Source organism: Micromonospora sp. WMMD975, from assembly GCF_029581215.1.
In the GTDB taxonomy this organism is placed as follows: domain Bacteria; phylum Actinomycetota; class Actinomycetes; order Mycobacteriales; family Micromonosporaceae; genus Micromonospora.
The window spans coordinates 2,192,163-2,206,069 of the sequence record NZ_CP120739.1; the positions used below are offsets into that span (position 1 = coordinate 2,192,163).

General features: G+C 74.1%; 15 protein-coding genes. 7 read left to right on the top strand and 8 right to left on the bottom strand.

Annotated features, from left to right (window positions below; translation table 11 throughout):
• The first annotated feature begins 50 nt into the window (after window positions 1-50).
• From O7613_RS09285 to O7613_RS09295, 3 genes are all read left to right on the top strand, one after another.
• The gene (locus tag O7613_RS09285; protein ID WP_282293274.1) at window positions 51-857 is read left to right on the top strand and encodes a helix-turn-helix transcriptional regulator; all 807 of its coding nucleotides are present in this window, start codon (window positions 51-53) and stop codon (window positions 855-857) included.
• The gene (locus O7613_RS09290) at window positions 844-1,035 is read left to right on the top strand and encodes a DUF397 domain-containing protein (protein ID WP_282293275.1); all 192 of its coding nucleotides are present in this window, start codon (window positions 844-846) and stop codon (window positions 1,033-1,035) included. The genes O7613_RS09285 and O7613_RS09290 overlap by 14 nt, the downstream gene beginning before the upstream one ends.
• 449 nt (window positions 1,036-1,484) lie before the next feature.
• Window positions 1,485-2,117: a dihydrofolate reductase family protein gene (locus O7613_RS09295; RefSeq protein WP_281589624.1), complete on the top strand. Its 633-nt coding sequence runs from the start codon at window positions 1,485-1,487 to the stop codon at window positions 2,115-2,117.
• Between the two features lie 5 nt (window positions 2,118-2,122).
• On the opposite strand, the gene O7613_RS09300 is transcribed toward O7613_RS09295, so the two are convergent.
• The 3 genes from O7613_RS09300 to O7613_RS09310 all read right to left on the bottom strand — a co-directional run bounded on the left by O7613_RS09300 (window position 2,123) and on the right by O7613_RS09310 (window position 4,526).
• Window positions 2,123-3,520, bottom strand: coding sequence for an acyl-CoA synthetase (locus O7613_RS09300; protein ID WP_281589623.1), 1,398 nt, complete (start codon window positions 3,518-3,520; stop codon window positions 2,123-2,125).
• 320 nt (window positions 3,521-3,840) lie between these two features.
• On the bottom strand, window positions 3,841-4,260 hold the full coding sequence (locus O7613_RS09305; RefSeq protein WP_281589622.1) for an ASCH domain-containing protein: 420 nt from the start codon (window positions 4,258-4,260) through the stop codon (window positions 3,841-3,843).
• Between the two features lie 26 nt (window positions 4,261-4,286).
• The gene (locus tag O7613_RS09310) at window positions 4,287-4,526 is read right to left on the bottom strand and encodes a hypothetical protein (RefSeq protein ID WP_282293279.1); all 240 of its coding nucleotides are present in this window, start codon (window positions 4,524-4,526) and stop codon (window positions 4,287-4,289) included.
• 91 nt (window positions 4,527-4,617) lie between these two features.
• Here O7613_RS09310 and O7613_RS09315 point away from each other — a divergent pair, with 91 nt between their 5' ends.
• Complete coding sequence (locus O7613_RS09315; RefSeq protein WP_282293282.1) at window positions 4,618-5,136, top strand: GNAT family N-acetyltransferase; 519 nt, start codon at window positions 4,618-4,620, stop codon at window positions 5,134-5,136.
• 10 nt (window positions 5,137-5,146) lie between these two features.
• Here the strand turns inward: O7613_RS09315 and O7613_RS09320 are convergent, their stop codons facing one another.
• The 4 genes from O7613_RS09320 to O7613_RS09335 form a co-directional block, all read right to left on the bottom strand.
• On the bottom strand, window positions 5,147-6,445 hold the full coding sequence (locus O7613_RS09320; RefSeq protein ID WP_281589618.1) for an ArsB/NhaD family transporter: 1,299 nt from the start codon (window positions 6,443-6,445) through the stop codon (window positions 5,147-5,149).
• Window positions 6,442-6,888 (bottom strand): CBS domain-containing protein, encoded by a 447-nt coding sequence (locus tag O7613_RS09325; RefSeq protein ID WP_281589616.1) that lies wholly within the window; start codon window positions 6,886-6,888, stop codon window positions 6,442-6,444. The genes O7613_RS09320 and O7613_RS09325 overlap by 4 nt, the downstream gene beginning before the upstream one ends.
• Window positions 6,889-7,013: 125 nt before the next feature.
• A complete protein-coding gene (locus tag O7613_RS09330; RefSeq protein WP_281589614.1) occupies window positions 7,014-8,690 on the bottom strand; it encodes a serine/threonine-protein kinase in 1,677 nt (558 codons plus the stop codon).
• Window positions 8,691-8,829: 139 nt separating this feature from the next.
• Window positions 8,830-9,249 carry an MmcQ/YjbR family DNA-binding protein gene (locus O7613_RS09335; protein ID WP_281589612.1) on the bottom strand — a complete coding sequence of 140 codons (420 nt, stop codon included), beginning with the start codon at window positions 9,247-9,249 and terminating at the stop codon, window positions 8,830-8,832.
• A gap of 163 nt (window positions 9,250-9,412) precedes the next feature.
• On the opposite strand from O7613_RS09335, the gene O7613_RS09340 reads away from it, so the two are divergent.
• Genes O7613_RS09340 through O7613_RS09350 form a run of 3 tightly spaced genes read left to right on the top strand, consistent with a single transcriptional unit; the run spans window position 9,413 to window position 12,814 of the window.
• Entirely contained in the window at window positions 9,413-10,528 is a 1,116-nt protein-coding gene (locus O7613_RS09340; protein ID WP_282293285.1) for an exo-alpha-sialidase, read from the top strand.
• On the top strand, window positions 10,525-10,821 hold the full coding sequence (locus tag O7613_RS09345) for a MoaD/ThiS family protein (RefSeq protein WP_281589610.1): 297 nt from the start codon (window positions 10,525-10,527) through the stop codon (window positions 10,819-10,821). The genes O7613_RS09340 and O7613_RS09345 overlap by 4 nt, the downstream gene beginning before the upstream one ends.
• 49 nt (window positions 10,822-10,870) lie before the next feature.
• Complete coding sequence (locus tag O7613_RS09350) at window positions 10,871-12,814, top strand: beta-propeller domain-containing protein (RefSeq protein WP_282293287.1); 1,944 nt, start codon at window positions 10,871-10,873, stop codon at window positions 12,812-12,814.
• 52 nt (window positions 12,815-12,866) lie between these two features.
• Here O7613_RS09350 and O7613_RS09355 read toward each other — a convergent pair whose 3' ends face one another.
• Window positions 12,867-13,901, bottom strand: a complete 1,035-nt coding sequence (locus O7613_RS09355; protein ID WP_282293289.1) for a LacI family DNA-binding transcriptional regulator — start codon at window positions 13,899-13,901, stop codon at window positions 12,867-12,869.
• Window positions 13,902-13,907 lie beyond the last annotated feature (6 nt).

Here is a 13,907-nt window from a genome sequence, read left to right on the forward strand (position 1 = left end):
GCTGCGGCGTGGAGCCGTGGATTGCCGATCTCTGGTTTGGAGCGCACTGGATGGCCGAGGTGCCGGGGCCCGTCGCGGGCTTCATCGTTGCCGAGATCCGCCGGGCCCGGGGCGCGGCGGGCCTGACCCAGGAAGCGTTCGGCAAACACGCCGGCTTCAGCGCGTCGCACGTCAGCGCCGTGGAGAGTGGGACCCGCGCGCTCACGGTCGACTTCATCCGGGGCGCGGACCGGGCCGTGCGCAACGGCGGGCTCTTCGAACGGCTGGCGGCCGAGCTGGGCACGCCGTCGTGGTTCCGGCCGTGGCTCGACGCCGAACGCGGAGCGACCCAACTCCGCTACTTCGAGCCGAACCTGATCCCGGGACTCCTGCAAATCGAGCACTACGCGCGCGGCGTGCTCCGAACGGTCGACAGCCTCACCGACGAGGAGGTGGAGCAGCGCACGTCGGCGCGGCTGGACCGGCAGAAGATCCTGACCGGGGAGCGCCCACCGCAGTTCGTCGCGGTGATCGACGAAGGAGCGCTACGTCGAGGCGGTGACGGGATTAGCGGGGTCATGCCCCAGCAGATCGCCCATCTGATCGCGCTCACCGACCTGCCGCACGTGCACATACTCGTCATTCCGTGGGACAGCGGTCTGCACGTCGGGCTGTCCGGCCCGTTCGCGTTGGCACGGTCGAGTGACGGGCAGTGGGTGGGGCACCTGGAGAATCAGCTTGGCGGTGACGTGGTCGACAAGGACGATGAGGTGGCTACGCTCCACGCGCGGTGGGAGAGCGTGCGAAATGAGGCTCTGCCGCGCCGGCAGTCCATCGACCTGTTGAAGGAAGTGGAGAACCAGCATGGACCTCAGTGACGTCAGGTGGCGCAAGTCCACCCGGAGCGGGGCGAGCGGCGGCAACTGCGTCGAGGTCGCCGACGTCCTTCCCGGCGTCGTCGCCGTACGCGACTCCAAGGACCCCTCGGGCCCGACGCTCACCTTCACTCCGTCAACGTGGCGCACCTTCCTCGCCCAACTCCCCGAACAGCCGTAACCGCCCCGGTCACCCCGTACCAAGTAGCCCATTCGTCCAGAAGGTGGGAAAGCGCTCCCGATAAGCGAGAACCTCGCGCTTGATCGACTCCAGTCCGCCGAAGTGACGGGGTCGAGCGGGGGCGGATAGCGCCACCTCGCCGAAGTGGAGTCGATCAAGACGTCGGCCGCCACCTCGGTGAAGACGCGAAACGGCGTGATCCACCCACGCGACCCATTTGGGGCATGGCCCCCGGCGTTTGCGGCGGATTGTGGTACGCGGGCGCTCTCAGCGGGGCGGTTGCGCACCAAGCCGGTCCGCTCGGACCGTCGTGGAGCGGCAACAGCGGGGCAACCGGGGCAAGGTGGGTCTGCTTCCGGTCAGATCCGCCGCGCGCCGAGCGCGATGAGTTCGGGGGAGTGGGGCGGTCTACCGTGCGACTGAGGCGATCAACTCACGGGAGTCACGGCATGGGGCGCATTCACATCGAGCTGTTCACCACCCTCGACCTCGTCGGGCAGTCGCCGGGCGGCCCGGACGAGGACCCGGTGGGCTTCCCGTTCGGCGGCTGGCAGGCGCCCCTGCTGGACGAGGTCACCGGCGCGCAGGTCTACCAGGCGTACGAGGGCACCGACGCCCTCCTGCTCGGCCGGCGGACGTACGACATCTTCGCCGCCTACTGGCCGCACCAGGAGGGCGGTGCGGACAACGCGATCGCCACCCTCTTCAACCGCATCCCGAAGTACGTGGCGTCGCGCGGTCGGCCCGATCTGTCCTGGGCGGGGTCCACGAAGCTCGGCGCGGATCTGGCCGGCGCGGTGCGGGAGATCCGGGACCGGCACGAGCACGTCAAGGTCGTCGGGAGCCTCAACCTGGTGCAGACCCTGTGGCGGGAGAAGCTGTTCGACCGGATCGACCTGTGGGTGCACCCGATCATGTTGGGGGTCGGGAAGAAGGTCTTCGACGGTGGCGCGGTGCCCACGAACGTCACCCTCCTCGAACCGCCGGTGGCGAACCCGAAGGGCACCGTCTACCTGCGCTACGGTCTCGCCGACGGCACGCCCGCGACCGGGGACATGAGCGCGCCGGACCGTGGCGTCTGAGGGCGTCAGCCCTCGGCCAGCCGGCTCTTCTGCACCTTGCCCATGGCGTTGCGGGGCAGCGCGTCGACAAGCCGCACCTGCCGGGGCCGCTTGTGCACGGACAACTGCCGGGCCACGAAGTCGATCAGCTCGGCCTCGCCCAGGCCGTCGCCGACCACGTACGCGGTGACCTGCTGGCCCAGGTCGGGGTGGGGGAGGCCGACGACGGCGGCCTCCCGCACGCCCGGATGGGCCAGCAGCGCGTCCTCCACCTCGCCCGCGCCGATCCGGTAACCGCCACTCTTGATCAGGTCGGTGGCGGCCCGGCCGACGATCCGGTGCCAGCCGTCCGGGCCGACCGTCGCCACGTCGCCGGTGCGGAACCAGCCGTCGGCGGTCCGGGCGGCGGCGTCGGCGTCCGGCCGGTTGAGGTAGCCGTCGAAGAGCGTCTCCCCGCGCACCTGCAACTCGCCCATGGCGTCACCGTCGGCGGGCAGCGGGGCGCCGTGCTCGTCGACCACGCGGGTGCGCACGCCGGGTAGCGGCACACCCACCGTGCCCGGCCGGCGCGGACCGTCGGCGCGGGCGCTCACCGTGATCAGCGTCTCGGTCATCCCGTACCGCTCGACCGGCCGGTGCCCGGTCAGCCCGCCGAGCGCCGCGAAGACCGGCTCGGGCAGCGCGGCGCTCCCCGACACCAGCAGCCGGGCGCCGCGCAGCGCCCGCGCCGCCGCCGGTTCCGCCGCGATCCGCGACCAGATCGTGGGTACGCCGAAGTAGAGCGAGCCGCCGGCTGCCGCGTACCGGTCGGGGCGGGGCCGGCCGACGTGGCGCAGCCGGCTGCCGACGCGCAGCGGGCCGAGCACGCCGAGCACGAGCCCGTGCACGTGGAACAGCGGCAGCCCGTGCGCCAGCAGGTCGTCAGGTGTCCACGCCCAGGCGTCGGCGAGCCCGTCCAGGCAGGCGGCGACCGCGCGACGGGACAGCACCGCGCCCTTGGGCGCGCCCGTGGTGCCGCTGGTGTAGAGGATCAGCGCGGTGGCCGCAGCGTCCGGCTCGGGGTGCCGGGTGTCCGAGCGCCGGGTCAGGTCCACCGGCACGACCGGCAGGGGCGCGGAACCAGCGCCGGGCGGCGTCACCAGCGCCTCGGCCCCGGAGTCGCGCAGGATGTGGTCGCGTTCCACCGGCCCGGCGTCCGGCGGCACCGGCACCACCGCCGCACCGGCCAGCAGCCCGCCGACCACGCCGACCACGGTCTCCAGGCTGGTTGTGGCGGGCACCGCGACCCGCCGGGCCCCGCGTAGCTCGTCGGCGACGGCGGTGGCCGCCCGACGCAGCTCCACCCAGGACATCGACCGGTCGTCCACCCGGACCGCGTCCGGACGTTCGTCGGTGGACTCGGCGAGCCAGCTCAGCAGCGCCACGAATGCCCCTCTCCGGCCACCGCCGACGTCGGCTCCCGCGCCGGCCGTGGCGGCCGACCTCACACGCCCTGACCGTATCGGCCCCCCAAGCGGAACCACCACCCCTACGCGCTCCGCGCCCCCGGCTTTGGGTGCACCCGTTGTTGCTATGACGACAACGAGTGCACCCAAAGGGCGCCGGACCAGAGCGCTCCGCCGTGCGCGGTGGCAGCGGCCGGTTCGGCGGTACGGGCGGCCGGGCGATCACGCTCGTGGTGACCGTGCTGCGCTTCCCGCCGGGCGGGGCGGACGTGCGGGCCCGGTGGTTCGACCGAGCCGGGTCAGAGCGTCTCGACGAGCCGGAAGCGCTCCAGCACGGCCGGCGTGTCGTCGTCCACGGTGAACGCCGGGTCGCCGAGCCACCCCCGGTAGTCGCCGCCGTGCCAGTAGCGCTCGTGCCCGGCGCGCCAGTCGGCGACCGACTCGTACCCCTCGCCCTCGTCGCGGGCGTGGTCGAGGTCCACGTCGCCGACCCGGGCGACGCGGACCTCGACCACCTCGATCACCGCCACCGGCGCGCCGGCGGAGTCGACCACCGCGAACCGGGCGCCGACCTCCGGCAGCGCCTCGCCGTCGATCTCGTAGTCCTGGAGCAGCCCGGTGGTGCTGGTCTTGGTCCCGTCGAGCACGGCGGCGACCAGCTGGTCGCGCAGCGGGCCGGGGAAGGCGAACTCGGCGATCGGCAGCTCGGCGGCGGTCATGGCGGGCAGCCTAGCCACGGCGGCGGTCAGCGGCGAGGCGATTCCGGAGCCGGCAGTCGCCGGCCCAACCAGTCCAGCAGGACCGCCTCGTACTGCGCGCTGACACCGGCCAGGTCCTCGCGCTCGTCGAGCGTGGGCGCGTGGTCGCAGCCGGTCAGCCGCGCCACGGTCAGCTCGGCGTCGCGGGCCGCCCGCCGCCACACCGCGAGGCTCTCCTCGATCGGGACCCACGCGTCGGTCTCGCCGTTTGCCGGGCAGTCAACCACGCCGCCCGACGTCCGGCCGTCCCGCGCCGCCGGAGGACCGGCATGCTGCGTACCCTGGCCCGGTACGCCGAACCTCGACCGTGGAGCGCCGATGAACACCCGTACCGCCCGGCCCGCCGACGTGCCCGCCCTGGTCGACCTGATCGAGTCGGCGTACCGGGGGGACCGCGCCCGGACCGGCTGGACCCACGAGGCCGACCTGCTCGACGGGCAGCGCACCGACCCGGAGATGGTGGCCGCGGCGGTGGCCGGCCCGGACGGCGTGGTCCTGGTGGCGGAGCGTGACGGACGCCTGGTCGCCTGCTGCCAGCTGGAGCGGCGCGACGACCACGCCTACTTCGGCATGTTCGCGGTCGCGCCGGCCGAGCAGGGCGGCGGGCTGGGCCGTGAGCTGCTGGCCGGGGCCGAGCGGTTCGCCCGGGACCGCTGGCACGCCGGCGAGCTGCGGATGACCGTGATCGTGCAGCGCGAGGACCTGATCGCCTGGTACGAGCGGCGCGGCTACGTCCGCACCGGCGAGCTGAGCCCGTTCCCGTACGGCGACGAGCGGTTCGGTCTGCCGCGCCGCCCGGACCTGGCGTTCGAGACGCTGCGCAAGAAGCTCGGTTGAGCGGGGACGCTCAGGCGAAGGCGAAGTAGCGCAGCCACAGGTACGGCATCGCCAGCCCGACGGTGACCAGGGTGACCAGCAGGCCGTAGCGGGTGAACTGCCAGAAGGTGATCCGCTGTCCGGCGCGTTCGGCCAGGCCGAGCACGACGACGTTGGCCGAGGCGCCGACGGCGGTGGCGTTGCCGCCGAGGTCCGCGCCGAGCGCCAGCGCCCACCACAGCACCCGCGACTGCCCGCCGCCGCCCTGGGCGTGCACGAGATCCGCCACGACCGGGCTCATCGTCGCCACGTACGGGATGTTGTCGACGATCGCCGACAGCACCGCCGACCCCCACAGCAGCACCAGCGACGCCGGCAGCAGCCGGCCTTCGGTGGCGTTGATGGCGGCCTGCGAGATCTGCTCGACCACGCCGGTGTTGACCAGCGCGCCGACCATGATGAACAGGCCGGCGAAGAACACCAGGGTCGGCCACTCCACGTCCCGGCTGACCTCCCCGGCGTCGAGCCGGGAGAGCGCCAGCAGCAGCAGCCCGCCGAGCAGCGCGACCACCGCCGGTTCCAGGTCCAGCACGGTGTGCAGCACGAACGCCACGGTCACCGCCGCGAGCACGGCCAGTCCGAGGATCAGCAGCCGGCGGTCGCGGATGGCGTCGCGCTCGCGCAGGGCGGCGATCTGCGCGGCCCGCTCCGCGTCGTAGCGGAACGCGTCGCGGAACATCAGCCGGCACAACCCGAGGAAGACCACGAGCAGCAGCACCACCAGCGGCGCGAGGTGGACCAGGAAGTCGTTGTACGACAGCCCGCCCCGGCTGCCGATGATGATGTTCGGCGGGTCGCCCACCAGGGTGGCGGTGCCGCCGATGTTCGAGGCCATCGCCTCGGCGATGAGGAACGGCACCGCCGGCACCCCGAGCCGTTCGCAGACCAGGAACGTCACCGGGGCGATGAGCAGCACGGTGGTGACGTTGTCGAGCGCCGCCGACGCCACCGCCGTGATCAGCACGAGGATCACCATCACCCGGTACGGGCGGCCCCGCGCCCGCTTCGACGCCCAGACCGCCACGTACTCGAAACCGCCTGTGCGTTTGAGTACGGAGACGATGAGCATCATGCCGATCAGCAGGAAGATCACGTTCCAGTCGATGCCGGACTCTTCGGAGAAGAAGGCGTGCCCGGCGTCGGTGGCGCCGATCAGGAACATCACCGCCGCCCCGCCGAGCGCGGCGGCGACCCGGTGGATCTTCTCGGTGGCGATCAGGACGTACGCGACGGTGAAGACGGCAACCGAGGCCCAGGCCAGCCCGGTCATGCGGCCAGCATCCGGTCGAGCAGGGCGTCCAGGGTGATGCCGCCGATCATCGGCTCGCCGCGGGGCGCCACCGCCACCAGCGGGCTGAGCCGCTGCGCCATCACGGCGGCGACCTCCAGCACCGTCGCCTGCGGTTCGACCACCGGCGGCTCCGGCCGATCGCGGGGCAGCAGGTCCCGCACGGTCCGACCTTCCGCTCCCCGGAAGAACACGTCGGCGGTGGGTTCGTCGATCATCCGGGCCAGGGTGGGGTCCTCCCGGCAGTAGCCGGGGATCACCAGGCGCAGCACCTGCGCGCCGGGCAGGACGCTCACCGGGCGCTCCCGGTCGTCGACGACGATCAGCCCGGGCAGGTTGTTGTCCGCCAGCAACCGGGCCGCCTCCAGCACGGGCGAGGACAGCGTGATGGAGGGGAACGGGACAGCCAGGTCTCGGGCTCGCACGATGACTCCTGCCGCAGCTTCGGAACACGACGGTCAACTACCGGCCGGCTTGCCGGCACGCCGGTGCTCACCCTAGTCGCCCGTTCGGCGCCGCCTCGGCGTACCTCTGGTGATCCTGCCGGTGCTCAGGCCCGGGTGTCGGGATCGGTGTCGCCGGCCGTCGTGGTGCCGGTCGGCTCCGCCGCCTCGCCGTCGGGCCCGGTCGGTGGCGTCGTCGGCGGCTCGGTCGTCCCGGTGGGATCGGCGGTCGGTGGGGGCGGTGTCGCCGACTCCGACGGGGTGGCGGAGCGCGACGGGCTGGTGGACGGCGACGGCGTGGCGGAGTGCGACGGTTCGTCGCTCGCCGGGCCGGACGGCTGGGGATCGGCGGTGGGCTCGCTGTCGGGCATGGCGTCGGACGGCGGAGCGTCGGCCCGGACCGGCTCGGTGGTCGGGGGCGCCTCGGGTCGGGACGGGCCGGTCGCGGAGCGGGTGTCGCCGATGGTGACGATCGCGGACCGTCGGCACGGCACGCCGCCGACCGCGAACGAGTCGGCGGCGGTGCCGGTGCGGTCCGTCCAGGTGCCCCGCAGCGGGAGCCGCGTCGTGCCGGCCCGGTCCACCGTGACCGGCAGGCGCACCTGGCGACCCGACTGCCAGCGGTCGAGCGGCGCGGTGAGCCGCTGGCCGGGGGGAAGCCGGAAGGACAACACCGGCTCGCCGGCCGGTCGCGGCCCGCTCACCTCGACGGTGACGTCGGCACCGAACGTGCCGTCCGTCGCCCGGTCCGACGACCAGGCGACGGCACACCCGAACGGCGCGGCGGACGGCAGCTCCGCCGCGCCCTCGGCGGCGTCGCCGGTCGAGGAGAGCCCGGGCAACTGGGCGGCGAGCACCGCGCCCGCCAGGGCGACCGGCAGGCTGCCCACCAGCAGCGCCCGGCGGCGTCGCGAACGGGCGGTCCCGGTGGCCACCGTCGGAGGGGCGGCCGGGTGGCCGGCCACGGCGGGCCGCATCCGCGCCTGGGGGGCCGCGACGGTCGCGCCGAGCCGGCGGGCCACCTCGTCGGCCGTCGGCCGGTCCCCGGCCTGCGGCGCCAGGCAGGCCCGTCGGAGGCCGTCGACGGCGTCCGGGACGCCGTCGACCGGGAGGTCGGCGAGGTGGTCGTCGCGTTCCGGCTCGTCGGGGCGCACCGGGCGGCGCCCGGTCAGGCACTCGGTGAGCAGCAGGCCGAGGGCGTAGACATCGCTGGCGGGCACGGCGACCTCGCCGAGCAGTTGCTCCGGCGCCATGTAGGCGGGCGTGCCCCGGATCTCGCCCCGACCGTTCACGGTGTCGGCGCCGACCGCGAGCGCGATCCCGAGATCGACAAGCTTCGGCCCGGCGGGCGACAGCAGCACGTTGCCCGGCTTCAGGTCACGGTGCACCAGGCCGGCGGCGTGCACGGCGGCGACCCCGGCCGCGACCTCCGCGCAGACCCGGACAGCCCGCGGCCAGTCCAGGGCCCCGTCGCGGCGTAACGCGTCGGCGAGCGTCTCGCCCTCGACGTATTCCAGCACCAGGAAGGGCAGCCGGCGCAACCCGGCGGTGCGGGCCTCGCCGTAGTCGTAGACGGCGGCCACGTTCGCATGGTTCAGGCGGGCTGCCGCCCGCGCCTCGGCCCGTACCGCGGCCCGCCACCAGCGGTCGTCGGCGGCGTCGGAGTCGAGCAGCTTCACCGCTACGGTCCGCCCGAGGAGTTCGTCGACGGCGCGCCAGACGATCGCCGTTCCGCCCCGGCCGATCTGCTCGACCAGCCGGTAACGCCCTGCCAGCACCCGCACGCTCACCCCCCGGCGGTCTCGTCGGCCGCGTCGGTCGCTGCCCCCGGGACCTGCGCGGCGACGGGCCCGGGTTACGGCAGTGCTACCCCGGACACGGTAGCCGGAAACGGGGTGACGGCGGCACCCCCGGCGGGTCGGGTCACATCGGGCCGAACGGGCGCGTGACCCGTGCGACAAGCTTCTTCGGGGCGAGCACGCAGTAGCTCTCGGTGAGCAACTCGGCGACCTCGGCCCAGTCCGTCCGGCCGTCGAGTGCCATGCCGACCACGTCGGCGCCCCACCCCGGCTTGAAGAACGGCGGACCGGCGGCGATCAACCCGGCGATCTCGTCGCCGGGGGAGCGGAACGTCAGCGCGCAGATCGGCTCGCCGGTCGCCGCGGCCCGCGCGTACGCCGCCTGGTGGTCGGGGTCGACGGTGAGCACGTGGGCGAACGTGCGCGTGCGGACCCGCCAGCGCGTGCCGACCCAGGCCGGCTCCTCGTAGGTCTCCGGCAGGCCGAGGCAGACCGGCCGCAGCCGGTCGAGGTAGGCGGGGGGTACGTCTCCGGGCCCGGTCATGCGCGCAGGGTAACGACTCGCACCGACATTCCTCGGCGGCCGGCGTGGCGACCCCGCCGCCACCTGCGCCTACGCCGATTGTCGTACCCGGGGAGTACGACAGCGATGAGTTTCGGCGCGGCGCACGGTCGGACCTGGGGAACCATCGAATGGAGGACGAGACGTGACGACGACACGGGTACTTGTGGGCACGCGCAAGGGCGCGTTCATCCTGACGTCCGACGGGCGGCGCGGCGACTGGACGGTCGACGGGCCTCACTTCGGCGGCTGGGAGATCTACCACCTGACCGGTTCGCCGGTCGCACCGGAGCGGCTCTACGCGTCCCAGTCCGGCGGCTGGTTCGGGCAGCTCATCCAGCGCTCGGACGACGGCGGCCGGACCTGGACGCCGGTCGGCAACGACTTCGCCTACGCCGGCGAGGTCGGGGAACACCTCTGGTTCGACGGCACGCCCCGACCGTGGGAGTTCAAGCGGATCTGGCACCTCGAGCCGTCCCGCCACGACCCCGAGACGGTCTACGCGGGCGGCGAGGACGCCGCGCTCTACCTGTCCACCGACGGCGGTGAGAAGTGGTCGGAGCTGACCGCGCTGCGCCAGCACCCGACCGGCCCGTCCTGGCAGCCCGGCGCCGGCGGCATGTGCCTGCACACGATCATCCTCGACCCGACCGACCGCGACCGGATCTACGTCGCGATCTCCGCCGCCGGGGCGTTCCGCAGCGACGACGGCGGCGCGAGCTGGCTGCCGATCAACAAGGGGCTGCGCTCGGGGGAGATCCCCGACCAGGATTCCGAGGTCGGCCACTGCGTACACCGCCTCGCCCAGCACCCGTCCCGGCCGGACACACTGTTCATGCAGAAGCACTGGGACGTGATGCGCACCGATGACGCCGGCGCGAGCTGGCGGGAGGTCAGCGGCAACCTCCCGAGCGACTTCGGCTTCCCGATCGCGGTGCACGCGCACGAGCCGGAGACGGTCTACGTCGTGCCGATCACCAGCGACTCGCTGCACTACCCGCCGGAGGGCAAGCTGCGCGTCTACCGCAGCCGCACCGGCGGCGAGCGGTGGGAGCCGCTGACCGAGGGCCTGCCGCAGTCGCACTGCTACGTCAACGTGCTGCGCGACGCGATGGCGGTCGACACGCTCGACCCGTGCGGCATCTACTTCGGCACCACGGGTGGCCAGGTCTACCACTCGGCGGACGACGGCGACACCTGGGCGCCGATCGTGCGCGACCTGCCCGCGGTGCTCTCCGTCGAGGTTCAGGTGCTGCCGTGATCCGGGTCGTGCTGCCGGCCCACCTGAAGAACCTGGCGCACGTCGCCGGCGAGGTCCGCGTCGAGGTGGCCGGGCCGCCCACCCAGCGCGAGGTGCTCGACGCGCTGGAGGCGGCGTACCCGATGCTGCTGGGCACGATCCGGGACCGGCGCAGCGGCGAGCGCCGGCCGTTCGTCCGCTTCTACGCCTGCGAACTGGACCTGTCGAACGAGCCGCCGGACGCGCCGCTGCCCGAGGAGGTGGTCGCCGGCAAGGAGCCGTTCATCGTGCTCGGCGCGATGGCCGGCGGCTGAGCGCCGCGCGTCGGGGAACCAGGTCCGGCGCGGTCACGTCTGACGAACCATGACTGGCAGAACCCGGACCGTCGGATGGGCGATGGTCGCCGCGCTGACCCTCGCCGGATGCACCGCGCACCCGTCCGCCCCACCGCCCCGCGACCGGGGCGGGCCGGCGGGCGGGCTGCGACTGGTCGCCTTCGACTCGTGCGACGAGGCGCTGAAGCAGCTGCGGAGCGCCGCGAAGGCCGCGGTCGGCCCGTGGGGCTTCGGGCCGGACGGCGACGTCGCGCCGTTCGCCGCCGCGGAACGCGCCTCCGCGGCCGGCGCGGCGAAGGACGCCGCGGGCGCGTCCACGGGCGGCTTCTCCGGCACCACCGTGCACGAGGCCGGGGTGGACGAGCCGGACCTGGTCAAGACCGACGGGCGGCGGATCGTGACGGTCACCCGGGGCGTGCTGTCCGTGGTGGACCCGGTGAGCCGCAAGCTCACCGGGCGGCTGGCGATCGATCCGCCGTCCGCGCAGCGGTTCTCCGGCGGTGACGCCGGCCTGCTGCTGCACGGCGACCGGGCGCTGGTGCTGCTCCCCGCCCGGTGGGTGGCCAAGCCCGCCACGTCGAAGGGTCGACCGGCCCCGAGCGCACCCGAGGCCCGACTGGTCCTGGTGGACCTGGCCGGGCCGCCGAAGGTCGTCGGCGACTACCGGATCGACGGCAGCCTGGTCGACGCCCGGCAGGTCGGCGCCACCGCCCGGGTGGTGGTCCGCTCCACGCCCCGGCTGGCCTTCGCGCCGCCGCCCAACGGCACGGACGCCAGGCGTACCGCCGCCAACCGCGCCGTCATCGCCAGGGCGACGCTCGACGACTGGCTGCCCCGGTACGAGGTTCGCGAGGGTGGCCGCACGACCGGCGGGCGGGTCGGCTGCGACCGGGTCAGCCGGCCGGCCGGCTTCTCCGGCGCCTCGATGGTGACCGTGCTCAGCTTCGACCTCGCCGCGACCGTCCTCGGCACGGGCGACCCGGTGACCGTCGCGGCCGACGGCGACACCGTCTACAGCAGCGGCCCGCGGCTCTATCTCACCAACGACCGGCGTTGGTGGCGGGCGGGCACGTCGTCGGTCCGGCCGGCGGAAACCACCGAGATCTACCAGTTCGACACCCGCTCGGGCACGCCGCGCTACGTGGCCGCCGGCTCGGTGCCGGGCTGGCTGATCAACCAGTACGCGCTGTCCGAGTGGAACGGTCACCTGCGGGTGGCCACCACCACCGACGACGGCAGGCGTCGCGGGACCGACTCCACCTCCGGGGTGTACGTGCTGCGCACCGACGGCGCGAAACTCAAGCCGGTCGGCCAGGTCACCGGGCTGGGCCGCGGTGAGCGGATCTTCGCGGTGCGGTTCCTCGGCGAGAGCGGATACGTGGTGACGTTCCGGCAGACCGACCCGCTCTACACGGTGGACCTGCGCGATCCCGCCGCGCCCCGGGTGACCGGCGAGTTGAAGATCAACGGGTATTCCTCGTACCTGCACCCGGCCGGGGACGGCCGGTTGTTCGGCGTCGGGCAGGAGGCCACCGACCGGGGTCGGGTCCAGGGCACGCAGGTGTCGCTGTTCGACGTCGCCGACCCGGCCCGGCCGACCCGGGTCGCCCGGCACCACGTCGCGCAGGGCTGGTCCGACGCCGAGTCCGACCCGCACGCGTTCCTCTACTGGGCGCCGGAACACCTGCTGGTGATCCCGGTGACCCGGCCCGGCGTGGCCACTGACCGGGCCGGCGGCGGGGTGGGCGCGGGTGAACCGGGCACCGGGGCGCTGGCGCTGCGGGTCGGCGACGGCGGGTTCACCGTGGCCGGCACGGTCGAGCACCCACCGGCCCTGACCGACGGCGTGGACTGGACGCGGATCCGCCGGTCGCTCGTGGTCGGCGACGTGCTCTGGACGGTCTCCGACGCCGGCCTGAAGGCGACCGGCCTGGCCGGCATGACGACGCTGGCCTGGCTCCCCACAACCTGACCGCCGACCGACCCGACCGACCCGGCCCGGAAAGCTGTGTCGGGAGGCCGGGTCAGGGGGTCGGCGCCGGGCCGGTCGAGTCGCGGACGATGAGCGTGTGGCCGGTGGAGCGCCGGCGCGGCCGGGTGGCCCGGGGCTTCAGGGCGAGCTGCAACGCCGTCCGTCCCATCTCGGTCATCGGCAGCCGCACCGTGGTCAGGCTCGGCGCCAGGTCGGCGGCGACCGACACGTCGTCGAACCCGACCACGGAGATCCGCTCCGGCACCGGGATGCGCCGGGCCCGCAGCACGGAGAGCACCCCGATCGCCATCGCGTCGTTGAGCGCGACGATCGCGGTGCTCTCCGGGTGGGCGCCGAGGATCCGTTCGGCCGCCACCCGACCGCCGTCGCGGGTGAAGTCGGAGTGCACCACGGCCATCTCGTCGGGGGAGTGGCCGGCGGCGACCAGCGCGGCCGTCACCCCGGCTAGCCGGTCGGCGACGGTGGTCAGGCCGGGCGTGCCGGCCGCCACCGCGATCCGGCGGTGCCCGAGGGCGAGCAGGTGCGCGCCGAGGGCGTGGCCGCCGGCCTCGTTGTCCGGCACCACCGCGTCCACGCCGAGCGCGTGTCGCCCGACCACGGCGACCCGGCCGCCGCCGCGTTGGAAATCGGCCAACTCGTCGCGGGCCTGCGCCTCGACACCCGGGTCGTCGTAGCCGGAGCCGGCGATCAGGATGATGCCGACCCGCTGGGCGATCAGGTGCCGCAGTTGGCGCAGCTCGTTCTCCGGGTCGCGGCCGGAGTGGGCGATCTGGACGAGGAGCCCCTGCTCGGCGGCGACCTCGATGACTCCGCTGGCGATCTCGGAGAAGTAGGGGTCGTCGATCTGGTGCACGATCAGGCCGACCGTGGAGGTGGCGCCACCGGCCAGGGTGCGGGCGTACGGGTTGGCGACGTAGCCCAGCTCCCGGGAGACCTGCCGGACGTGCCGGGCGAGTTCCTCGCTCACGCCGTCGCGGCCGGCCAGGGCGCGGGAGGCGGTGGCGAGGGACACGCCGGCGCGTTCGGCGACGTCGGCGAGGCGCAGCCGGGGACCGGGTCGGGGCATCGACAA